We start from the raw sequence: 22,794 nt of genomic DNA, 5'->3' as shown, positions 1-22,794 counted from the left end.
TCACTCATATTTGGATTAGTTTTGTGCTCAGAATTTTAAAGTAGATTATGGCTTCGTTTACCGAAGAAAATTATTTGAAGGCTATTTACCATTTATCTGTGGAGAAAAATGGTGAAGATGTTAGTACTAATGAACTCGCAGAGGCAACACAAACTAGAGCTGCGTCCGTTACGGATATGCTTAAAAAGCTTTCAGAAAAGCAATATATAAATTACAAGAAATACCAAGGGGTAAATCTTACAGATTCTGGGAAGCAAATAGCCCTTAGAATTATCAGGAAGCACAGGCTTTGGGAGGTGTTTTTAGTAGAAAAGTTGGGTTTTAAATGGGATGAAATCCACGATTTGGCTGAACAGCTGGAACATATAAAGTCAAAAGAACTAACAGACAGACTCGATAACTTTTTAGGCAATCCAAAGTTTGACCCTCACGGCGACCCCATTCCGGATGAAGAAGGTAACTTGCCTCAATCTCAAAGTATGAAGTTGTCTGAGGTAGATAGCTATGAAAATCTAGTAATAATGGGAGTTTCTGAAGACTCTGCTCATTTTTTACAGCACCTTGATAAGTTGGGCTTGAAGTTGGGCTTAAAAATTCAAGTCATTGAAAAAAGTGATTTTGATAAATCGTTAGAGTTAAATGTGGAAGGAGACAGAGTAATCAGAATTAGTGCTGAGGTTTCAAATAATATTCAAGTCATAATTAAGTCGTAAATTATTGAATATAATAGATAAATATCTGATTAAGAAGTTCTTAAGCACCTATATGTTTTCTGTGCTAATCATTGTATTGATCGTTTTGGTGATAGATTATGCAGATCATAATGATGATTTTGTGCAGAGCGGTGCCACTTCTAAGGACATATTATTGGTCTATTATTTAAACTTAGCACCGTATTGGGCAAACTATATTAGCCCTTTAATGATTTTCATTTCCACGGTGTTTTTTACGGCCAAACTAGCTGCCCATACCGAAATTGTAGCTATTCTTACCAGTGGTGTTAGTTTTAGAAGGTTAATGATTCCCTATGGAATAGGTGCTCTCATTGTAGGTATTTTTTCTTTTTTAATGATGGGTTGGGTTTTACCTAAAGCCAATGCTAAGCGAATAGATTTTGAAAATCAATTTATCAAAGAACGCTTTTTTTTCTCTGACAGAGATTTTCACATGACCGTGGCTCCAGAGACCTACGTTTATTTTTCTAGTTATAATAACCAATCAAAAACAGCCTTCGATTTTACCATTGAAAAGTTTGAAGATGATGAATTGATAGAAAAACTGTCTGCTAGAAGAGCCATGTGGGTGGACACCCTAGAGAAGTGGCGAATTTATGATTACAAAATTAGAGAATTGGGAATCATGAAAGACAAAATTTTGGTGGAAAGACAGTTTACAGACTCCACCATAAGCATGTATCCAAAAGACTTCGAGAGCAATCACAGCATTCACGAAACCTTCACCATTCATGACTTAAAAGCTCAAATAGCCTTATTAGAAAGTCGTGGTTCGGAGGGCATAGAACCTTTTCAAATAGAACTTTACCAGCGTTTTGCTACGCCTTTTGCGGTTATTATATTATCTCTGATGGGTTTAATCGTTTCCGCCAGAAAACGGAGAGGGGGTGTGGGCTTCCAGATAGCCATCGGTTTTGTTCTTGCATTTGTTTACATTTTATTTTATATCATGTCAAAAGGTATAGCAGAATCTGGAAACATGGCACCCATTTTAGCGGTTTGGTTGCCCAATTTAGTTTTCGGGTTTATCGCTTTCGTAATGTATTTTACAGTCCCAAAATAAAGTCATAAGAAAGTTTTGAGGCATTTATTCTAAACTAAAACTGGGATTTATCCCTATTTTTGCGGCACGTTTAAGGAAAATAAAGATCAATGAAAAAAGTAGTACTGGCTTATAGCGGAGGATTAGATACCTCGTTTTGTGTAAAATACTTAGGTGAAGAAAAAGGTATGGAGGTGCATTCCGTGCTGGTTGACACCGGTGGCTTTTCGGACGAGGAGATTGCCGATATTGAAAAGAAAGCGTATGAATTGGGCGTAAAAAGCCATCATACTTCACGCGTAGCAGATAAATACTATCAAGACTGTATCAAGTATTTGGTTTTTGGAAACGTACTTAAAAACAATACATATCCGCTTTCTGTAAGTGCAGAGCGTATTTTTCAAGCGGTGGCGGTAGCAGAGTATGCTAGAAGTATTAATGCCACTGCCATAGCTCATGGTAGCACAGGTGCAGGAAACGACCAAGTAAGGTTTGATATGGCATTCAGGACTATTGTTCCTAATGCGGAAATTATCACGCCAATCAGAGATATGAAACTTTCGCGTGAAGCGGAAATAGATTTCTTAAAGTCTAAGGGCGTAGTGAGAGAGTGGCACAAGTCTACTTATTCTATCAATCAAGGTCTTTGGGGTACTTCAGTAGGAGGGAAAGAAACCTTAAACTCTTACGATAATTTACCAGAAAGTGCCTTCCCAAATCCAAGAACGGAGTCTGGAGAGAAAGAGATTAAGATAAGCTTTGTTAAAGGGGAACTGAAAGGTGTGGATGGAGAGACTTTTGAAAATCCAGTAGACGCGATTAGAAAATTGCATCTACTGGCAACGCCTTACGGAATAGGAAGAGATACCCACGTGGGAGATACCATTATCGGAATTAAAGGTAGAGTAGGTTTTGAAGCGGCAGCTCCATTAATCACCATAAAAGCTCACCACCTTTTAGAGAAGCATGTATTGACCAAATGGCAACAGTATTGGAAACAAAACTTGGCAGAATGGTACGGTATGCAATTGCATGAAGGCCAGTTTAACGACCCAGTCATGAGAGATATGGAAGCGTTTTTTGAGTCCACGCAAGCTCATGTAACGGGTGATGTTCGTGTTAAGCTCGCTCCTTATAGATTTGAGTTACTAGGAATTAAATCGGATTACGATTTAATGTCTGACGTATTTGGCAGCTATGGCGAAATGAATAATGCATGGTCTGGAGACGACGTGAGAGGTTTCTCTAAGATTGCATCTAACCAAGTGATGATTTACGAAACGGTAAAAGAAAGGGCAAATAAGAAATAGTTTCTGCGAATTTGATGTTTGAAAAGAGCGAAGTGTTTTAAAACACTTCGCTCTTTTTATTTCAAGTTCTTTTTTAAAAATTGGACACCATTTTGCCACATAATACCTTCAATATCACTTTCGGTAAAACCTCTTTTTGTTAAAGCTGGAATAAAATCCTGAAGATTGGCGATGCTTTGAATTTCTATGGGTGTTTGTTCTGTTCCAAAAGCACCATCTAGGTCAGAGCCTATCATGATGTTTTTAGTGCCTCCAGCCAATTCTGCAATGTGATGCACATGGTTAATAATACTATCAATGTTGACACCCATGCTTTCGGGGGTACTTTGGCCACGAATCCATCCCGGTACCACCATCCAAGCGTCCAAAGCCATACCGATAACGGCATCTCTTTCTAAAAGCAGACCAATCATCTCGTCACTTAACTGACGGTTATGTGGGCTTAAGCTTCTGCATAAATGATGACTCGCCCATACTGGACCATTAAAAATATCTAAAGCTTGATAGAAGCACTTATCGGATAGATGAGTTACATCCAAGATAATTCCTAGTTCTTCTATTTTCTTTAGAAGATCTTTCCCTTTTTGAGGAAGGTCTCCTTCCGAATCGGTTCCAAACGCATGCACACCTGGGCCGTAATGTGAAAGACCAATGGCCCTCAAACCTTGTGAATGAAGTTTTTCTAAATGTTCTATATCAATAATAGAATCAGCTCCTTCTAAAGAAAGAACGTAACCAATAGGTGATTTGCCTTGTTTCCAATGTAGAATATGTTCAATAAGGTCTTTTTGGTTCAAAATGGGTTTCAGATGACCCGTTTTTTCCATGGTTTTATACCACGCCAGCTGCCCTTGTACCTGAGACCATGCTTGCTCTTGACTATACCAGCCTGGTATTTGAGAGTCAGGCTTTACATATCTGGCGATCAATGTACCTACACAGAGGCCTATTTCTCCATGATGCATTTCTGGAAAAGAAACCGTTGCTTTACCACGATCTGGCTTATCCGTCATGCCATACTCTCTGGCTTTAAGCTCGGTAAGCGGCAATCGTAAATCTCTGTTCCATTCCATGGCGTTCATGGATAAATCTAGATGGGCGTCAAAAATAAACATACTATAGGGTTATTGCATTTAAATAGGCAGGTCCACCCAGTTGGCGAATTTGCCTTTCGATATGATTTGTTCTTCTCGATACATAAGAGCCTGCATTTACCACTTTCCATTTTCTAGGACTTGGTAATATAGCAGCTAATCTAGCGGCTTTGTTTCTGCTTAATTTGGCCGCTGGTATATTCCAATATTTTCTGGCAGCTGCTTGTGCTCCAAAAGTTTGGGGTCCCATTTCACAGACATTGACATAAACCTCTAAAATCCGCTTTTTGCCCCAAATTAACTCAATAAGAAAGGTGAAGTAGGTTTCAAGTCCTTTTCTAATCCAGCTTCTTCCTTGCCATAGAAAAACGTTTTTGGCCGTTTGCTGAGAAATAGTACTGCCACCCCTCAGTTTCTGGCTTTTTTGGTTCGACTGCATGGCTTTTTTAATGGATTTAAAATCAAACCCATTATGTTCGGCAAAAAGCTGATCTTCGGCGGCAACTACCGCAATCGGCAGTTCAGGAGATATATTCTCCCAAGGTTCCCAGTCATAGTGAAGTTTTCCTCCTCTAACCCATTGATCTATCATCGTGAATGTGACAGGTACAGGTACAAACTTGAAGATCACGACCAAGCCTATACTGATAGAAAAAAAATAAATTATGGATTTCAAAAGGATCTTTTTGATATTCACCTTCATCTTATTATTTATCTAAAATTTCATGTCCCATTTTATCTCTCTTGGTTTGGAGATATAGTTCATTATGTTGATTTGGCGTTATTTCTATCGGAATAGAATCCACTATTTCTAAACCATAACCCATTAATCCAGCTCTCTTTTTTGGATTGTTTGAGATTAACCTGATTTTAGAAATATTTAAATCTCTCAATATTTGTGCACCTACGCCATAATCTCTTTGGTCAGGCAGAAACCCAAGTTCCACATTGGCTTCCACGGTATCTCTACCCTGCTCTTGGAGTTTATAGGCTTTAAGCTTGTTTAGTAGGCCTATTCCTCGACCTTCTTGATTCATATATAGCACAAGCCCTTTACCTTCTTTTTCTACCATTGCCATGGCCTCATGAAGCTGACTTCCGCAGTCGCACCTACACGACCCAAATATATCTCCGGTAACACACGAAGAATGAACTCTTACCATCACGGGATCTCCTTCTTCCCAGCTTCCTTTTTTTAGTGCTAAGTGAAGTTGATTATTGTCTATTTGTCTGAAAGCAATTAAATCAAAGTTACCCCATTCGGTAGGGAGCTGAACGCCTATTTCTCTTTTAATTAAAGTTTCTTTACTTAATCTATATTGTATCAAGTCTTTAATTGAAACCAATTTAAGGTTAAACTTATCTGCTAGCTTTCTTAAATCAGGAAGTCTAGACATGGTTCCGTCCTCATTAAGGATTTCTATCAAAACACCGGCGGGTTTTAATCCTGCTAAAACGGCCAAGTCAATGGCTGCTTCTGTATGTCCAGCTCTTCTTAATACGCCACCTTCGGCGGCTCTTAAAGGAAATATATGACCTGGTCTGCCGAGTTCAGAAGGTTTTGTTTTTTCATCTGCTAAAGCAAAAATTGTTTTCGACCTATCAGATGCGGAAATACCTGTAGTACAGCCATGCCCTAATAAATCAACAGAAACGGTAAATGGTGTTTCGTGAGATGCAGTGTTTTTTCCTACCATCATTTCTAGGCCTAGTTCTTCACATCTTTCAAGTGTAAGGGGGGCACACATGAGGCCTCTTCCTTCTTTAACCATGAAATTGACCATCTCAGGGGTGATTTTTTCGGCAGCACAAATAAAGTCTCCCTCATTCTCTCTGTCTTCGTCATCTACCACTACCACTATTTTGCCCAAGGCTATGTCCTGAATGGCATCTTCTATACTATCTAGTTTTATCTGCGTCATGAAGCTTCTTCTAATAAATATTAATACACAAAGATATGTTACTTTTTTAAAGGGACTTTCCTCTAACCTCATTACAACAATAAAACTTTAAAATTAGTTAGAGAAAATTGAAGTTACCCTCTTGTTAAAGCCAGTTTTTGGGTCAACTGTTAATTGTAATTCTTTGATAATGCGTAATTTAATGCTAAATTAACCAGTCTTCTTTTGTGTCTCGACCTATTATAAAAAGGAGTACTCACTTTGGGCATGATTATTGTTTTTTACCTATCACTGATTAGCTGATGCGATTAATGAGAATAATGAAGATGCAATTGAAGAATACATTAACGATGAGTTTTATAGCCATCGTGAGTTTTGCTTTTGTAAATAATGCTTACTCCCAAACGATACCCCCAAAACCAGCAGCCTGTACTACGGCTCCTCCTGGTTTTAAAATGGGTGGTACTTTTAATATGTCCAGCAGTAGATGTTCTACGCCCGCCGACCCTAACAGGGACTATGCGGTTAAATTTTTAGTAGATGGGTCACTTCCGGGCTTTCCTTCATCTGTGCAGTATGTTTATGATTATAGCGATAAAATTGATATAACAGCACCCGGTTTTCAGGGAGATTATGCAGGTTTTACAGGTGGAGCTTTTAATTATACAAAGGTATTGACTCCAGGTGCTCATTGGATTCTACAAATAGCCGAAGTAAATGGAGAGAAATATTTAAGCTGTGGACCTAGAACTGCTGAGGTGATTCGGGTAGATCCTCCGGTGGCAAGTATTTTTACTTGTGATGGCACTTCGGTTACTATAAATATAGATAAAGACAATGCCAATCAACATAACAAGTATAAAATAGAGTGGGGTGATGGTTCAGTAGAGTTAGTAGATGTAGGTGTTACGCCGCTTCCTTATTCCAATACACATAGTTACACAGGAACCTTAGCTAAGGTGACGGTGACAGGTTCTTATTTTCGAAATGGTTATGAACTTTGTGCTACCAATCCAGTAGCTAAGTCTGCCAATGAAAACATAAAACCCATTATTAATAGTTTGAGTTCTACAGGAGATGGTGCGGTAATATCATTTAAAAACTTTAACATTACGGACCCTTTCACAGTTCAAATTGCAGAAGATTTAGGCGGCACTTATACTTGGATAGATAAAGGAGTCGCAACCGCTGGTAACTTCACCATTACGGGTTTATCACCCAGTAAAAAATACTGTTATAGGGTTAAAACTATAGATCCTTGCGGTAATGATGTAACTTCAAATATAGTATGCGACATTGCTATTTCTGCGACGCAGTCTAGCTCTTCGGATGCTACTATTTCTTGGAAGTTGCCTACAAATCCTTCTGGAGTTCCGCAGCAATTGGAATTACTAAAAGATGTGGTAGGCTGTGATAATTGTTTGAATTCGCTACCACTATTTTCTAATCTTGATGATAGATTTGAAGATATAGACTTGGAATGTAATGAAGTTTATAATTATCAAATAACGGCCAGATATGCGGTGATAATTGATGGGAATACAGAGTTTGTAACCATTGCGTCTAAAAAATTGGATATTAATCCAATGGATGCATCTACTAAAATTATTCCAAATGGTTTGATTCAGGCTGGTTACTTAGGTAATGACGATTCTATAGTTCAATTGGTTTTACTAGATAACTCAGATGCAAACGAATATAGATTTTTACATAAGAGTTCTACAGACAAAGACTTCGTAGATATCGGTAAATCCCCATCAAATAGCTTTAAGGACATATCTGTTCAGGCTAGTTCAGGAGAGTATTGTTATAAATACCAAGTGGAGGATGCTTGTGGAATTCAATCAGATTTATCTCCTGAATTTTGTACAGTTTTTCTTTCTTATAAAGGTAATACCTTGAATTGGACCAATTTCTCTTTCCCTAATACCATCATTACTTCTACGCCTGCAGAATATACCGTGGAAAGTTATAATGAAGATATTGGAGCATTTTTGCCTCAGTTTAGAACTTATGATCTCACTAAGGGAGTTGGTTTGTTAATAGCAAATGCTAAAAACCCAACTATTAAATTTAGAATTTTAGCTCAGCAATTCGTTGATATCCCAGGTTTTACAAACTTCTCAATCCCTTCTTATAGTAATACGGTTGAAATGCCTATTCCAGCAGATATTTTCATCCCTTCGGCCTTTAGTCCTAATGGAGATGGAAGTAACGAAAGGTTTGTTATTCATTCCAAGTTTGTTAAAAGCGGAACGATAACCATATTCGATAGATGGGGTTCTATTCTTTATAATGATGATTTAGATAGCAATGGCTGGAACGGCAATAGTCCTAAATCTAACGTACCAGTACCTGGTGGAAATTATAGCTACAGAATTAGCGGAATTAGTCTGGCTGGAGAAGCGTTTGACAGGAGTGGTATAATTACCATTCTTAAATAATCATTTTAATATCATTTGTATCTTATTAAATTTACAATTCATTTAATAGGAAAAAGATATGGGAATGTTTGATATGGCGGGTATGATGGGAAAGGTGAAAGAGCTTCAGTCAAAAATGGAAGAGGCTCAAAGTAAGCTAGGCGACATCACTGCTGAGGGAGAATCTGGGGCTGGGATGGTTAAGGTTACTGTTAATGGCAAAAAGGAACTACAAAGTGTAGTGATAGAGCCAGAACTCCTTAACAAGGACGAAATAGAAATCTTACAAGATTTGATAGTGGCTGCGGCCAATAAAGCTTTAGAAAACGTAGAAGTAAAATCTAAAGCAGAACTTCAAAATGCTACTTCTGGAATGATGCCTAATATACCCGGAATGGATTTGGGCTCTATGTTTAACAAATAAATCTATTGAGTACCGCAGTAGTAATATTAAACTTTAATGGCAAAAAGTATCTCAATACCTTCTTACCTTCTGTTATAAAATATACAAGGGACGCAGAGATTTGGGTGGCAGATAATGGAAGCAGCGATGGTTCCATTTCTTTTTTAAAGGAAAAATTTCCTCAGGTTAAACTTTTGTCTTTTGAAACAAACACTGGTTTTGCGGGAGGTTATAATAAAGCACTAAAGGAAATTTCTGCTAAATATTACATTCTTCTTAATTCTGACGTTGAGGTTTCTGAAAACTGGTTGAACCCTTTGGTTTCCCTATTGGAAAATGAAGAAAATATGGTGGCTTGTCAACCAAAAATACGTTCATATACCCATCCAGAACTTTTTGAGTATGCGGGTGCTGCGGGAGGTTTTTTAGATAAATGGGGCTACCCTTTTTGTAGAGGAAGGATATTTGACACCTGTGAAAAGGACGAAGGGCAGTATAATCAGCAAATAGATATTTTCTGGGCAACAGGTGCTTGTTTAGCCATAGAAGCCAATGTTTTTCATGAATTAGGTGGTTTTGACCCTCGCTTTTTCGCACATATGGAAGAAATTGACTTGTGTTGGCGAATAAAGAATGCAGGATTTAAAATAGGTTTTGTACCCAATAGCACGGTGTATCATTTAGGAGGTGGAACACTCCATAAAGCTAACCCACAAAAAACCTTTCTGAATTATAGAAATAGCTTGGCTATGCTCCTTAAGAATTTGCCTTTACCAAGAGCTCTGCCAGTAATTTTTATGAGATTAATTTTGGATGGGGTATCGGGTATTAAGTTTTTACTTGAGGGGAGTCCAAAGATTTTTTTTGCTATTCTAAAGGCTCATTTCAGTTTTTATGGAATGATACCCTATATTGTAAAAAATGCTAAAGGAAAACCGAAATCTGAAAGGGGGCTTTATGAGCACTCCATCGTATGGCGTTATTTTATAAAAAAAATCAAAGTTTATTCAGAACTGAAAGATGCTTAAAGTTGGAATCACTGGGGGAATAGGCTCTGGCAAAAGCACCGTTTGTCGGATTTTTGAAATTTTAGGAGTTCCGGTTTATTATGCAGATTTGGAAGCCAAGCATCTAATTAATTCGGAGGAGGATATTAAAACGGCCATTACTTATTTGTTAGGAAACGATGCTTATAAAAATGGACTTTATAATATTTCTTATGTAAAGGAAAAGGTTTTTAATAATCACGAATTACTAAACGCCTTAAATGGAATAGTACATCCAGCCGTAAGATTGCATTCGGAGCTTTGGATGGCAAATCACCATAAGGAGGCTTACGTCCTTAAAGAAGCTGCCATTATGGAAAAAGGTCAAGGCTTAGATGATATCATTTATGTACATGCGGACGTGGAAGTACGTATCCAAAGAATACTGAAAAGAGATAGCCATAGATCTAGAGCGGAAATTTTAGAGATCATGGGTAACCAAAAAGATGCAGAAGTATTTAAATCAATGGCCGACTTTGTTATAGAAAACGAAAGCCAACTATTGATTCCTCAAGTGCTAGAAATACATAAGAAACTGATTTCAGCTGCTCTTACTTCTTGAATTTTTTAGTTAATTTATCTACTTGGCTTTTCATATCCTTATCGGTATCCATTAAGTCGTTGACTGTTTGGATCGCATGAATAACCGTACTGTGATCTCGTCCACCAAAATGATAACCAATAGATTTTAAAGAAAGGTTTGTTAATTCTTTTGCCAAGTACATAGCCACTTGACGTGGAATTACAATGCTTCTTAGTCTACTTTTACTCTTCAAATCCGCTATTCTAACCTGAAAGTGTTCCGTTACAACCCCTATAATGGAATCGATATTGACATCTTTTTCAGATTCGGTTACGATATGATTTAAAGTTCGTTTGGCTAAAGCTAAATCTATGGTTTTCTGCGTCAAAGAAGCCTGAGCGATAAGCGATATCATGACACCTTCTAGTTCACGCACGTTGGAATCAATACTATGAGCCAAATACTCTATAACTTCAAAATCAATATTGACTCCTTCTTGCTGAAGTTTCTTTTGGATGATAGCTATCCTCGTTTCTAAATCAGGACTTTGCAAATCTGCAGTAAGCCCCCACTTAAATCTAGAAAGTAGTCTGTCCTCCATTCCTTCTAAGTCTCTAGGTGGCCTGTCGGAGGTCATTACGATCTGCTTGCCTGATTGGTGCAGGTGATTGAAAATATGAAAGAAGGTTTCTTGTGTTTTTTCCTTTCCAGATAAGAACTGAACATCATCAATAATTAAAACATCTACCTGCATGTAGAATGACATGAAGTCCTGTAGGCTGTTGTTTCTAATGGCATTTATGAATTGACTTGTAAATTTTTCAGAAGAAACGTACAAGACAAATTTTTCACTGAGACTATTGTTCTTAATATAATTTCCAATGGCTTGAACCAAGTGTGTTTTTCCTAAACCTACACCACCATAGATCATAAGTGGGTTAAAGGAGGTTACACTAGGCTTTTCTGCCACGGCATAGCTGGCCGCTCTAGCAAGTCTGTTACAATCTCCTTCAATGAAATTATCAAAAGAATAGCTTCTATTTAGAAAAGAGTCAGACTGAAGAGCGTTTAGGTCTCTAAGCTCAAAAGGGCTTTTAACTTGTTGTGGAGGTTGTTGCTCGTGCCTAGGAGCATAATAATCCCTTTTACTATTGTTGTTATTGGTATTTGTGGTATTAGTTGTGGTTCCAACAGATTGGGGAGGCTTATTATTGGCTTTGTCTCCTCTATCTACTACAATGGAGTATTCTAACTGGCCATCTGGACCAATAGAATAGTCTAAAGCTTTTCTTAAAAGCTCCACATAATTATCTTCTAACCATTCGTAGAAAAATTGGCTTGGAACCTGAATTATTAGTTTTTTGCCATTTAACTTATAAGGCATCACGGGCTCAAACCAAGTTTTAAAGCTTTGATCTGATGTGTGTTGACGAATTACCTTTAAGCAATTCTCCCAAACTATTCCTGCCTCATTCACTGTACTTATTGGGGTCAAATTTTTCTAGACGATTTATGAATTATTTTGCCTTTTGGATTAGAAAAGGATACAAACTTAATGAAATGTAATCAGTAAAGGGGGGAGAAAAAAGCATTTTATTTTACGGAAATCATCTTAGACTTAATTGATCTTGTTTAAATGCAATCGAGGTGTTTTAAACTGTGGATAACACTAACGACTTACCTTGAAATATTACCAAATTAAAATTTCAAAGTTTCTTTGACGGTCGCCATTAGGTAATGATATAGTTTCGTGTTGCATTTTGTTCATTCGTATATTTCTTACTTTTGGAAAAAATTAAGAATAACTAAATTTAGATTTCATGCAGAAGACATTTCTGTTGATCGTATTTTTATTAATTGTATTTTTCCTAGCTGATCATTTTGGGCCATTGCCTTTTTTACATGCTAAGAAATATATAATGTTGGTTTTTTTCTCGGCTATTTCTTATCTCTTACATGTGGTGATAGGTCAGGTTATGGGCGATAAAAGAGATAAATTCATAGAGTTTTATCTTGCAACAGTAATTATTAAGTTTTTAGCGAGTATCATATTTGTGGCTGTGAATCTATATTTGGGTGTAGAAAACAGAATGATGTTCATTGTTAATTTTTTTGTACTATATTTATTTTTCACCTTGTTTGAAATTTTCGGTTTAAGTCGTAAATTGCAGCGATTTTAGTAGAGACTACAATAAGTCAACATACAGAAGACCTAAACAATGTTTAAAAAGTTACTATTAACTGTTTCATTATCAGTTTTTTCGTTCGGTTATTTATTTGCTCAGCACGAGACCGTGTCAGCTAATCCGGAACATGAAGATTATGTGGAAAGGCATGAAGAACATGCTGAAGAGACCTTTGATATGGGTGGTATGATTATGCACCATATATTAGATGAGCACGGTTGGGAGTTTGCCCATGGGTTTAAATTACCACTACCTGTCATTCTTTATACAAGCCAGTATGGCTTAGATGTTTTCTCTTCTGCTAGGTTTGACGAGAATAATGGTGTTTACGGCCCTTATGTAAATCATCATGAAAAAATAGCTTTAGCAGACGATCATCACGCCACAGTTTGGGATTTCTCTATTACTAAAAATGTAGCCTCTTTACTTTTAAGTGCTATCATTTTATTATTAGTATTCACGGCTGTAGGTAGAGGATATAAGAAGAATAGAGGAAAGGCTCCTAGCGGAATTCAGTCTTTCTTTGAACCTGTCATAATGACCATTAAAGATGAAGTAGTGAAGCCAAGTATTGGCCCGAAGTACGAAGCTTATTTACCGTATATGCTTACTTTGTTTTTCTTTATATTGGTGAATAATCTAATAGGTCTTACACCAGGTGCTGCTAATCTTACTGGAAACATTGCAGTAACATTGACTTTAGCTCTTATTACTTTTGTGATTGTTCATTTCAAAGCAAATAAGAATTACTGGATGCACATAGTAGCTCCTCCAGGTGTTCCGGGTTGGTTAAAACCATTGTTTTGGTTAATTGAGATTATTGGAGTTATCATGAAGCCAGCCTCTTTAACCATTCGACTTTTTGCAAACATGACAGGTGGTCACATTATTCTGTTGAGTTTTATAGGACTAATATTCATGTTTAAGAATTATGCTGTAGGTGGAGGCGTTTGGGCCATTGGTACATTCATGTCTTTAATTGAAATTCTTGTAGCGTTTATTCAGGCGTATATCTTTACTTTGTTGTCGTCAATGTATATCGGTAGTGCTATTGAAGAGCACCATGATCATTAATTGACCTTAGGTTGTGTTTATTTTTTTATTAACTATAAATCGTTTTACAAATGTCTTTGTTAAACATTCTTTTACAAGCTGCTACTGAATCAGGAGCTGGCTTAGCTGCAATGGGTGGTGCAATTGGTGCTGGTCTTGCTGCAATCGGTGCTGGTATCGGTATTGGTAAAATTGGTGGATCTGCTATGGAGGGCGTTGCTCGTCAACCAGAAGCTGCAGGTAAAATCCAGTCAATGATGATTATCATCGCTGCACTTATTGAGGCGGTAGCCTTATTTGGTGTGGTTGTTGGTCTTTTGGCCATCCTTGGATAATTAACACATCGTTTTGCTCTGTTCACATTAGGTGTCAGAGCAAAACTTTATTTTAAAGATTAATTTTTAATAATAATATGGAATTATTAACTCCTGGTATAGGTCTTATTGCTTGGCAATTGGTTATCTTCTTAACCTTGTTTTTCGTTTTGAAAAAGTTTGCTTGGAAGGGTATCCTTTCAGCTTTGAGCGAAAGAGAAGAAGAGATCAGCTCTGCTTTAAAAATGGCTGAAGAAACAAGAGCTGAAATGGCAAAGCTTAAATCTGACAATGAGAAATTGTTAGCTGAAGCAAGAACTGAAAGAGACAAGATGATTAAAGAAGCTAAAGAAACTACGGCTAGAATGATTTCTGATGCCAAAGGAACAGCTTCTGCTGAAGCGAATAAGATTCTTTCTGATTCAAGAGATACACTTGCTCAAGATAGAGCTGCCATGATAGCGGACTTAAGAAAAGAAGTTGCTACATTGTCTATCTCTATAGCAGAAAAAATAATGAAGAAAGAGTTGTCTTCTAAAGGGGCTCATTCCGAATTAGTAACGAATTTGATTGGTGAGGCCAACTTAAATTAAAAAGTGCCCTCGTTCAATAAGTTCTTCGAATAATAATAAACAAAGATTAACGATGTTTCGATCCGAGATAGTTAAATTTACGTAACTACTTTTAAATCGGGCAGGACAAATTAGTAATATGTCAAACGCGGTAGTAGCTTATAGGTACGCAAAGGCTTTAATTGACTTTGCCATTGAGCAGAATGTAGTTGAGGATGTCAATAACGACATGAAATTTTTTGCAGAGGTCTGTGACCAGAATAAAGAGTTTCAAGCTGTAATGGCCAATCCAATAGTAAGACACGATAAGAAAAAGTCAATTTTAAAAGATATTTTCGAAAGTCGCGTTAATCCTGTGACTTATTCAATTTTTGACGTCTTAACAAGGAAGAACAGGGAATCATTAATATATCCCATTTCGGAAGAGTATCAAAAGTTGTATGCTAAGCTTAATAATATTGAGAAAGTAATCGTTACATCTGTGGAGCCTTTAACTGAAACTCAAAAAGATGAGTTTATTAAAATAGTTAAAGATGCCAGTGGTAAGATTATTAAATTGGAAGAAAAAATAGATAAAGAATTAATAGGAGGATATGTTCTAAAAGTGGGAGATACACAGATAGACACTTCCATAAGAAAGAAATTAAACGACCTAAAGTTAGAACTGGCTTAAAAGGGTTATTAAGATTTAGTTTTCATGGCTATAAAGTTGAGAAAGGCCCTGGTTTTACCGGGGTTTTTTCCTTTTAAGACCATCTAAGAAATTTCTACACATAGAAAAAGCCGAACAAAAAGCATCTCCTCGCTTTTTGCTGTTGTTCGTAAAAGAACCTATCTCGGGTTCTTCATTGGTTTACACCTGATAAACCATAAAAATATACCAACCAAGTCTTTATGATGGTTCCTCATGCACCTTATGCCATGAAATAATACCATTTAATAAGCCCAATGTAGTAATCCTATGGGTTTCTTATGATATCCTTTAAACCCGGTTTATGTATTGGAGAATCGTATTGAGTTTTAAAGAGGAATAAATCAGACTTTTAAACGAGATTAGCATGGCAGTTTGCCCTGAGCTTTTTGTCGAAGGGTTCTAGTGATTGAGTTTAAATGGGTTTACGAACTGTTTTGGAGCAATTTAGCTACGGTACCGATAACTATTGGGAGATTGCCAAATGCATAAAGCGGCTTAAAAAGGGAGATGGACTCTCTTGGGATTCCTTAGCCGTATGTTTTGTTGCTGTATGTACACAATACAGTATTGTGTTTTTAGTGTAAAAGAGCCTCCTTTAAAGCCCTCAAACGGGCGTAGTGATATAGGTGGAGGTTTATCCGTAAGGGAGGGTAATGAAAGTCCACCAATTTTATAGCTGAAATGACCCAAAAGGGCACAAAAAAAAGCAGCATTTCTGCTGCTTTTTGCTCCTTCTCTTGGGCTCGAACCAAGGACCCTCTGATTAACAGTCAGATGCTCTAACCAGCTGAGCTAAGAAGGAATTCTGACTTCGTTTCCGAATTGAGATGCAAAAGTATACGCTTTTAAGGACGTGTGCAAGCCCTGACTAAAAAAAGATGGTATTTTTTTACATTTATTTTTGCCCATTGATTGTTTTTAAATGCATCTCTCTGAGATACAATAAGTTATAAATTCATTATTTTTTGTGATGTTTCAATTTATTTTTAAAAACCAATTTATGAGGTTTGCACATTTGAAAAATGTGAATGTAGAATGTATTTTGAGGACGTGTGCAGAAAGGATATATTTGTTTAATCCGGTTTATGCGTTGGAGAATCGTAATAAGTATTAAAGTGGAATAAATCAGGCATTTAAACGAGATTAGCATAGCACCGTTCTGGTGATTGAATTTAAGTGTGTTTACGAACTGATTTGAAGTAATTTAGCTACGGTACCGATAAAATCGGGAGATTTTATAATGCATAAAGCGGGTTTAAATCCTAAAATCATCAACATGAATTACGAACATTTTAAAATTGACATTGACGCTCATGTGGCTCATGTTAGGTTTAACCGACCTCAAAAGGCAAATTCTCTTCACTTACCAGCTTGGGAGGAAATGCAAGCGGTTTTTGAGGAAATGGACAGCACTCCAGAAGTTAGAGTTATTGTTTTGTCTGGTGAAGGACAAAACTTTTGTGCAGGTATTGATTTGGAAACGCTGATGGACATTCAGCGGTTTGCTTCCATCCCCTGTGAAGGTAGGAAAAGAGAAGCTCTAAGAGGTTTTATCTTTAAATTGCAACAAACCATAACATCAATAGAAAAATGCCGAAAGCCGGTTCTCGCGGCCGTTCATAAAGCATGTATAGGTGGTGGTTTGGATATTGCTACGGCTTGTGATATGAGATACTGTACAGATGATGCCTATTTCTCTATAAAAGAAATTGATTTAGGTCTTGTGGCTGATATAGGCACATTGCAGCGATTGCCAAATATCATCCATCCCGGAATAGCCGCCGAACTGGCATACACAGGTAGAGAGGTAAGTGGGAAAGAAGCAGCGGAGATAGGACTGGTCAATCAAAGTTTTACATCAAAGGAGCTCATGATAGAATACGTAGATAATATTGCCCGAATAATAGCTCTTAAATCGCCCTTAAGCGTTAGAGGTACCAAAGAAATGCTGTTGTACAAAAGGGATCATAGTGTTGCGGAATCTTTAAACTATATGACAGCTTGGAATGCTTCAATGTTATTGTCAAACGACTTGACTGAAGCCTTTACGGCTTTTATGGAAAAACGCAAACCGGTTTTTGAAAATTGAAATATAAAGAGATAGAAATAATGAGAAAATTTGAAACGATAAGTGTTAGCATTGAAGACGGGGTAGCTATTTTGGTTTTATCAAGACCAAAGGCGTTAAACGCCTTAAACCAGACATTAATGAAAGAGCTTTTAGATTTCTTTAATGAGGAGTTAAGAAGCCTTGATGTTTCGGGAGTAATAATAACTGGCGACGGAGAAAAAGCCTTTGTGGCGGGTGCCGATATTTCTGAGTTCGTTGCGGTGGAAGAAGGAGAGACCTTCAGTCCAGAGCAAGGTCACGTGGTTTTTAATGCTATTGAAAACTGCCATTTGCCGGTTATTGCCGCTGTTAATGGTTTTGCCTTGGGAGGCGGCTGTGAGTTAGCCATGGCATGTCATATAAGGGTGGCCTCAGAAAAGGCTTTGTTTGGCACTCCAGAGGTTAAATTAGGGCTAATTCCTGGTTATGGGGGTACTCAAAGACTCTGTCAATTAGTAGGAAAGGGAAAGGCTTTGGAGCTGATGATGACTGCAGACATGATTGACGGCAAGGAAGCCCATAGGCTTGGATTGGCAAATCATGTGGTTAGCCCGGGCGAAGAGGTTCCTAAAGCGATGGAGATTTTGAAAAAGATTAGTCAGAAGGCACCATTGGCTATTGCTAAGGTAATAGACAGTGTAAATGCATTTTATGATGGTAAAAGAGATGGATTTAAGTCAGAAATGGAAAACTTTGAATATCTTACCTCTACTAAAGACTTTAGAGAAGGAGCTACAGCCTTTTTAGAAAAACGAAATGCCGTATTTAAAGGGGAATAGAGGACTATTCTTTAAGAATAGCCTCTCCATAAATGTCTAACATGGTTTTTTTCCAAGGCCCAGGAATATTCGTTTTCTTTAGGTCTTTGAAATCGTAAGCCATCACGGTACTCTTAGCAATGGCTACTATTTTCTGGTTTTTATCAGAATACATTCTGCATTCACCTGTAATCCGGTCTTGCATTAAACTTATAATATCATAAGTAAGTATGATGGTGTCTGGATAGGTTACTGGGGCAATGTACTTGCAATCCTGCCAAGATAAAATGATGCTTATATTTTCAAAGTTTAGATTTACAGAACTTAGAGCTTCGTAGAAACCAATTCTGGCAGATTCGGCCCATTTAAAATAGTTTGCATTGTTCACATGGCGAGCCACATCCATATCTGACCATTGTACTTTTATTTCGGTTTTGTAAAAAGCGTTTGCTGTAAGAGAATCTATCATTAATTGGTATTGGTGATGATATGAAGAGTCAAATGAAAGCCCAAAATTACTAAGAATTAGTAGGAGACTTTAAAATAAAAAGGACTTACCCGCATCGGATAAGTCCTTTTCAATTAATTCTTGATTAAAAACTATTTGGTTTTTGACTTCGGAGTTACCGAACCATTAATAGTTAATATCACTGTAGCGTTTTCCGCATTACTAGTTACCGTAATTGTCTTTTTGAAATTACCAGGACGACCAGAAGTGTTATATCCAACTTTGATAGAACTAGATGCACCAGGCATTATAGGATCAGTACTCCACTCTGGAGTAGTACAGCCACAAGAAGCCATAGCTCTTGAAATTACTACAGGAGCAGTTCCTGTATTGGTAAGCTTGAATGAATAAAGAGCTACTGGACCTTCAGCAAGTGTGCCGAAATCATGCTTTTCTGTTTCAAATTTAAGTACACCCTGGGCGTTTGAAGCCACTGCAAAAGCCATTATAGCAACAACTGTAAATAATACTCTTTTCATTGATTTCATTTTCTTTGAGTTTGTATTTTGATATTTTATTAGACTACCTTACAAATTAACATCCAAAATGTGCTTGCTTACAAATATTTAACAGGCTATTAACAAAGAAATGCCTAGGCTTGTCAAATTGATATATTCAAGAAATGTGGTAAATTGCAAGACTTTTTGATATATACGCTTAATGCACTAGAATTTAGTGAAAACAGCTTTTAATAACCTTAAAGAATGAGCGAAAACCCAACGCAGACTTTCATTTCTTCAAAATTTATTATTGATAAAAAGGAGATTCTTGATGACTATCGCTTGGCGGTGGAAAGTAGGGAAGTTAGTCTTCTAGGAAGGAAGGAAGTGTTTATGGGCAGGGCTAAGTTCGGCATTTTTGGAGATGGAAAGGAACTCGCCCAGATAGCCATGGCTAAGGTCTTTAGAAAAGGAGATTTTAGATCTGGATATTACAGAGATCAGACTTTTGTGACTGCCGTAGGTGGAATGACCTGGACTCAGTTTTTTTCTCAATTATACGCCCATGCCGACATAAAACACGATATTTTTTCCGCTGGTCGTTCCATGAACGGTCATTTTGCCAATCCTTGGGTGGACGATAAAGGAAAATGGCTCAAGCAAACCGAACTTAACAATCAGATTATGGATGTTTCGCCAACAGCGGGACAGATTCCAAGAAGTGTTGGGATTGGCTATGCTTCAAAACTATACAGAAATAACCCTGAATTAAAAGATCTAAAGGGTTTCTCAAACAATGGGAATGAGGTTTGTTTCGCTACCATTGGAGATGCGTCGACTTCTCAAGGAATGTTTTTGGAAAGTATTAATGCGGCTGGAGTACTCCAAATACCCGTAATTTTTGCGATTTGGGACGATGGCTACGGTATTTCTGTACCCGTAGAATATCAAACCACCAAAAGTAGTATTTCAAAAGCTTTAGCGGGTTTTCAGTCCAATGAAGATGGACCAGGTTTTGAAATAATAAAAGCTCGTGGGTGGAATTATATAGAACTTATAGAGGCTTTTGAGAAAGCCGCTAGGTTTGCAAGAGATAAGCATACCCCTTGTTTACTTCATGTTTATGAGTTGACTCAGCCTCAAGGTCACTCTTCAAGCGGTTCTCATGAAAGGTATAAATCTAAAGATAGATTGAACTGGGAAAACGAGAACGATTGTAACAAGAAGTTTAGAGAGTGGATTATTGAAAATAATATTACCTCAGAAGAGGAGCTTTCAAAGATTGATAAAAAAGCTAAGGAGGTGGCAAAAAATGCCAGGCAAGAGGCTTGGTCTGCCTTAAGAAAGGATATAGACAAAGATGTAAAAGAGTGTGTTACGCTTTTAGATGGTCTTTCAAAAAATAGTCCTAAGAAAATAGCATTGAATACTTTAAAGAAAAGCTTATTGGGGAAACAAAACCCTAATAAAAGAGATGCTATTTCGGCAGCAAAGAAAGCTTTGAGGGTATTGATGAAGGAGAAAAATACCGAGGCATTGTCTAGTTATGTTAAGAGAATAACTGCGGAAAACGAAAAGAATTATAGTACGCATCTTTATAGTGAGTTTGAATCCTCTCCTTTAAATGTAAAAGAAGTAACCCCAAAATACGGAGGTGAGCAGCAGGTTTTAAGCGGACATCATATTATAAATAAGTATTTTGATGCCCTATTTGAAAAGGATAAAAGAGTTTTCGCCATTGGCGAAGATGTTGGCGGAATTGGCGATGTAAATCAAGGATTTGCAGGTCTTCAAGAAAAATATGGTAAGCTAAGGATAGATGATACTGGCATTAGAGAAAATACGATTATTGGTCAAGGTATAGGTGCCGCGATGAGGGGTTTAAGGCCAATTGTTGAAGTTCAGTATTTTGATTATGTTTATTACTGCTTGGCTACTTTAACAGATGATTTAGCAACACTAAGATATAGAACTTTTGGACGCCAGATGGCTCCTTTGATAGTAAGAACACGAGGTCATAGATTAGAAGGGATCTGGCATTCTGGCTCTCCATTAGCCGTTATGATACATTCTTTAAGAGGCATGCACATTTGCGTGCCTAGGAATTTTGTGCAATCAGCTGGTCTTTATAATACCTTGTTTGCGGGAGATGATCCTGCTTTGGTCATTGAACCATTAAATGGTTATAGACTTAAAGAAAGAGTTCCTAGTAACCTGTCAGACATTTGCGTTCCATTGGGTAAAGTTGAAGTTTTAAAAACGGGAACAGACATTACCATAGTCACTTATGGTTCTATGTGTCATATCGTTATGGCTGCCAGTGAAGAATTGGACAAAGTAGGTATTTCTATGGAAGTTATAGATGTACAAACTTTATTGCCTTTTGACAGGTCGGGTGATATACTTAAATCCTTGAAAAAGACCAACCGTATCATTTTTGCTGACGAAGATATGCCTGGCGGAACTTCTGCTTATATGATGCAACAGGTTATTGAGACGCAGGGTGGGTATAAGTTTCTAGATTCTAAAGCCATAACCATTTCTGCCAAAGAACACAGACCCGCTTATGGCTCTGACGGTGATTATTTCTCAAAACCAAATGAGGATGACATCTTTGATGTGGCTTATGCCATCATGAGAGAAGCAAAACCGAATAGCTACCCAGAGATTTGATATTTTTGTTTTATAAGAAAATCGGCTACTTCATTTTTATGAGGTAGCCGATTCTGTTTTATCCGTATGATATTTTCAAATTTATTTTTTTCTATTTCTACGGCTTTTTATAACGTTCTCCCTCTGCCACCTGTGTCATGGTTATTCTTACTTTGGTTGGGAAAAATCGCTCATGGTCAGCTCTTTTATGGGCATGACCCTGTCCGCCACTATCATCTTTTATAACGAGGTCCATTTGTTTAATACCTTCTGTCCATACAATAGACTCATTTTCCCAAAAGGAGGTCATAGGGATATCTTGCTCATAAACACCTTCTGAAGAGTAAAGCTCCGTGCCCGTGCAGCCATAATTGTTTCCTTGACCTTTGTTTGGTATATAGCAGAGCGTCCATTTAGTGGGCTCATTACCTTTAGGCTTCTCAAAAACCTCTAAGCGAATATGAACAGTACCGTTTCTATAATCAATAGGAGCGGTCCAGTCGGTAGGCCTGTCGGGGTTGATTTTTTTTCCTATAACATAGTAATGAGATTTATTGGGGGTGGCGTTGTCTGCATCAGCTTTTGTGAATTCGAAGGTTTCATCAAATAAAACAAACTGTTGTGCTAGCAGTGATTGAAAAGAAAAACAGGAAAGAAGGATAAGGAATCTTAATTTTTTCATTTAGGGTTGGGCTTATCTGTACAATGTACAAAAAGGTATTTTAATTGGTGTCTTTTAGGCAAACGTTATTGTGCTTTTATCAGACTTTTTGAGTAACGCTACTCCTATAAACTGAAGTGATAGTAATTTAGGAAATGATTGAGACAGCATTTTGTTAAGTAGCAGATGTCTTAAATAGGGTACTATTTGATTCAAATTTGGCAACTATTGGTACTTGCTGAGTATTTGAGTTTATAAAATGGTATTTCTATGGTAATTTGTTGGCTTGGTGTCTGACATGCTTAATGCTTTTTTAGTCGGAATTTAGCAGGTGAAACTTCTAAATTAACGAATCGAAGCAGATTAACTG

Annotated in this window: 22 protein-coding genes and 1 tRNA gene; 15 read left to right on the top strand and 8 right to left on the bottom strand. The window is 37.3% G+C overall.

Features of this window, described 5'->3' with window-relative positions; genetic code table 11:
- The first annotated feature begins 47 nt into the window (after positions 1-47).
- The 3 genes from ACSBFT_RS14215 to ACSBFT_RS14205 all read left to right on the top strand — a co-directional run bounded on the left by ACSBFT_RS14215 (position 48) and on the right by ACSBFT_RS14205 (position 3,086).
- The gene (locus tag ACSBFT_RS14215) at positions 48-713 is read left to right on the top strand and encodes a metal-dependent transcriptional regulator (RefSeq protein ID WP_489601119.1); all 666 of its coding nucleotides are present in this window, start codon (positions 48-50) and stop codon (positions 711-713) included.
- A gap of 4 nt (positions 714-717) precedes the next feature.
- Positions 718-1,797: an LptF/LptG family permease gene (locus ACSBFT_RS14210; RefSeq protein ID WP_463047777.1), complete on the top strand. Its 1,080-nt coding sequence runs from the start codon at positions 718-720 to the stop codon at positions 1,795-1,797.
- A gap of 89 nt (positions 1,798-1,886) precedes the next feature.
- Positions 1,887-3,086, top strand: coding sequence for an argininosuccinate synthase (locus ACSBFT_RS14205; RefSeq protein ID WP_463047778.1), 1,200 nt, complete (start codon positions 1,887-1,889; stop codon positions 3,084-3,086).
- Positions 3,087-3,142: 56 nt separating this feature from the next.
- On the opposite strand, the gene ACSBFT_RS14200 is transcribed toward ACSBFT_RS14205, so the two are convergent.
- From ACSBFT_RS14200 to ACSBFT_RS14190, 3 genes are read right to left on the bottom strand one after another with little or no spacing between them, the layout of a single operon-like run.
- On the bottom strand, positions 3,143-4,201 hold the full coding sequence (locus ACSBFT_RS14200; protein WP_489601118.1) for a dipeptidase: 1,059 nt from the start codon (positions 4,199-4,201) through the stop codon (positions 3,143-3,145).
- Position 4,202: 1 nt separating this feature from the next.
- The gene (mtgA, locus tag ACSBFT_RS14195) at positions 4,203-4,883 is read right to left on the bottom strand and encodes a monofunctional biosynthetic peptidoglycan transglycosylase (protein ID WP_463047780.1); all 681 of its coding nucleotides are present in this window, start codon (positions 4,881-4,883) and stop codon (positions 4,203-4,205) included.
- A gap of 4 nt (positions 4,884-4,887) precedes the next feature.
- Entirely contained in the window at positions 4,888-6,102 is a 1,215-nt protein-coding gene (locus ACSBFT_RS14190) for a bifunctional 3,4-dihydroxy-2-butanone-4-phosphate synthase/GTP cyclohydrolase II (protein WP_489601117.1), read from the bottom strand.
- A gap of 305 nt (positions 6,103-6,407) precedes the next feature.
- On the opposite strand from ACSBFT_RS14190, the gene ACSBFT_RS14185 reads away from it, so the two are divergent.
- The 4 genes from ACSBFT_RS14185 to coaE all read left to right on the top strand — a co-directional run bounded on the left by ACSBFT_RS14185 (position 6,408) and on the right by coaE (position 10,515).
- The gene (locus tag ACSBFT_RS14185) at positions 6,408-8,525 is read left to right on the top strand and encodes a T9SS type B sorting domain-containing protein (protein ID WP_489601116.1); all 2,118 of its coding nucleotides are present in this window, start codon (positions 6,408-6,410) and stop codon (positions 8,523-8,525) included.
- 64 nt (positions 8,526-8,589) lie between these two features.
- Complete coding sequence (locus tag ACSBFT_RS14180; protein ID WP_463047791.1) at positions 8,590-8,928, top strand: YbaB/EbfC family nucleoid-associated protein; 339 nt, start codon at positions 8,590-8,592, stop codon at positions 8,926-8,928.
- Between the two features lie 5 nt (positions 8,929-8,933).
- Positions 8,934-9,935: a glycosyltransferase family 2 protein gene (locus ACSBFT_RS14175; RefSeq protein ID WP_489601115.1), complete on the top strand. Its 1,002-nt coding sequence runs from the start codon at positions 8,934-8,936 to the stop codon at positions 9,933-9,935.
- Entirely contained in the window at positions 9,928-10,515 is a 588-nt protein-coding gene (gene coaE, locus ACSBFT_RS14170) for a dephospho-CoA kinase (RefSeq protein WP_489601114.1), read from the top strand. The genes ACSBFT_RS14175 and coaE overlap by 8 nt, the downstream gene beginning before the upstream one ends.
- Here the strand turns inward: coaE and dnaA are convergent.
- Positions 10,505-11,971, bottom strand: a complete 1,467-nt coding sequence (gene dnaA / locus ACSBFT_RS14165; RefSeq protein WP_489601113.1) for a chromosomal replication initiator protein DnaA — start codon at positions 11,969-11,971, stop codon at positions 10,505-10,507. The two genes, coaE and dnaA, sit on opposite strands and share 11 nt — an antisense overlap.
- Positions 11,972-12,395: 424 nt before the next feature.
- On the opposite strand from dnaA, the gene ACSBFT_RS14160 reads away from it, so the two are divergent.
- The 5 genes from ACSBFT_RS14160 (at position 12,396) to atpH (ending at position 15,274) form a co-directional block, all read left to right on the top strand.
- Positions 12,396-12,656 (top strand): hypothetical protein, encoded by a 261-nt coding sequence (locus tag ACSBFT_RS14160; protein WP_463047786.1) that lies wholly within the window; start codon positions 12,396-12,398, stop codon positions 12,654-12,656.
- A 39-nt stretch (positions 12,657-12,695) separates the two neighbouring features.
- On the top strand, positions 12,696-13,736 hold the full coding sequence (atpB, locus tag ACSBFT_RS14155; RefSeq protein WP_463047787.1) for a F0F1 ATP synthase subunit A: 1,041 nt from the start codon (positions 12,696-12,698) through the stop codon (positions 13,734-13,736).
- Between the two features lie 50 nt (positions 13,737-13,786).
- Complete coding sequence (gene atpE, locus ACSBFT_RS14150) at positions 13,787-14,050, top strand: ATP synthase F0 subunit C (RefSeq protein ID WP_463047788.1); 264 nt, start codon at positions 13,787-13,789, stop codon at positions 14,048-14,050.
- Positions 14,051-14,127: 77 nt separating this feature from the next.
- On the top strand, positions 14,128-14,622 hold the full coding sequence (gene atpF / locus ACSBFT_RS14145) for a F0F1 ATP synthase subunit B (RefSeq protein ID WP_463047789.1): 495 nt from the start codon (positions 14,128-14,130) through the stop codon (positions 14,620-14,622).
- Between the two features lie 118 nt (positions 14,623-14,740).
- The gene (atpH, locus tag ACSBFT_RS14140; protein ID WP_489601112.1) at positions 14,741-15,274 is read left to right on the top strand and encodes an ATP synthase F1 subunit delta; all 534 of its coding nucleotides are present in this window, start codon (positions 14,741-14,743) and stop codon (positions 15,272-15,274) included.
- A 749-nt stretch (positions 15,275-16,023) separates the two neighbouring features.
- On the opposite strand, the gene ACSBFT_RS14135 is transcribed toward atpH, so the two are convergent.
- Positions 16,024-16,097: transfer RNA gene (locus ACSBFT_RS14135), tRNA-Asn, on the bottom strand.
- Between the two features lie 474 nt (positions 16,098-16,571).
- Between ACSBFT_RS14135 and ACSBFT_RS14130 the strand changes: the two genes are divergently transcribed.
- A complete protein-coding gene (locus tag ACSBFT_RS14130) occupies positions 16,572-17,384 on the top strand; it encodes a crotonase/enoyl-CoA hydratase family protein (RefSeq protein ID WP_463044621.1) in 813 nt (270 codons plus the stop codon).
- A gap of 20 nt (positions 17,385-17,404) precedes the next feature.
- Complete coding sequence (locus ACSBFT_RS14125; RefSeq protein WP_463044622.1) at positions 17,405-18,184, top strand: enoyl-CoA hydratase/isomerase family protein; 780 nt, start codon at positions 17,405-17,407, stop codon at positions 18,182-18,184.
- Between the two features lie 4 nt (positions 18,185-18,188).
- Here the strand turns inward: ACSBFT_RS14125 and ACSBFT_RS14120 are convergent, their stop codons facing one another.
- Together ACSBFT_RS14120 and ACSBFT_RS14115 are read right to left on the bottom strand one after the other, a co-directional pair.
- Positions 18,189-18,632, bottom strand: a complete 444-nt coding sequence (locus tag ACSBFT_RS14120) for an acyl-CoA thioesterase (RefSeq protein WP_489601111.1) — start codon at positions 18,630-18,632, stop codon at positions 18,189-18,191.
- A gap of 131 nt (positions 18,633-18,763) precedes the next feature.
- A complete protein-coding gene (locus tag ACSBFT_RS14115) occupies positions 18,764-19,150 on the bottom strand; it encodes a DUF1573 domain-containing protein (protein ID WP_463044624.1) in 387 nt (128 codons plus the stop codon).
- A 225-nt stretch (positions 19,151-19,375) separates the two neighbouring features.
- Here ACSBFT_RS14115 and ACSBFT_RS14110 point away from each other — a divergent pair, with 225 nt between their 5' ends.
- A complete protein-coding gene (locus ACSBFT_RS14110; protein WP_489601110.1) occupies positions 19,376-21,784 on the top strand; it encodes an alpha-ketoacid dehydrogenase subunit alpha/beta in 2,409 nt (802 codons plus the stop codon).
- A gap of 97 nt (positions 21,785-21,881) precedes the next feature.
- Here the strand turns inward: ACSBFT_RS14110 and ACSBFT_RS14105 are convergent, their stop codons facing one another.
- Entirely contained in the window at positions 21,882-22,445 is a 564-nt protein-coding gene (locus ACSBFT_RS14105; RefSeq protein ID WP_489601109.1) for a hypothetical protein, read from the bottom strand.
- Positions 22,446-22,794 lie beyond the last annotated feature (349 nt).

This window comes from Arcticibacterium sp. SM2516, from assembly GCF_057914865.1.
Note: the sequence above shows the minus strand (reverse complement) of the source record. Positions and strands in the feature narration are given on the sequence as shown.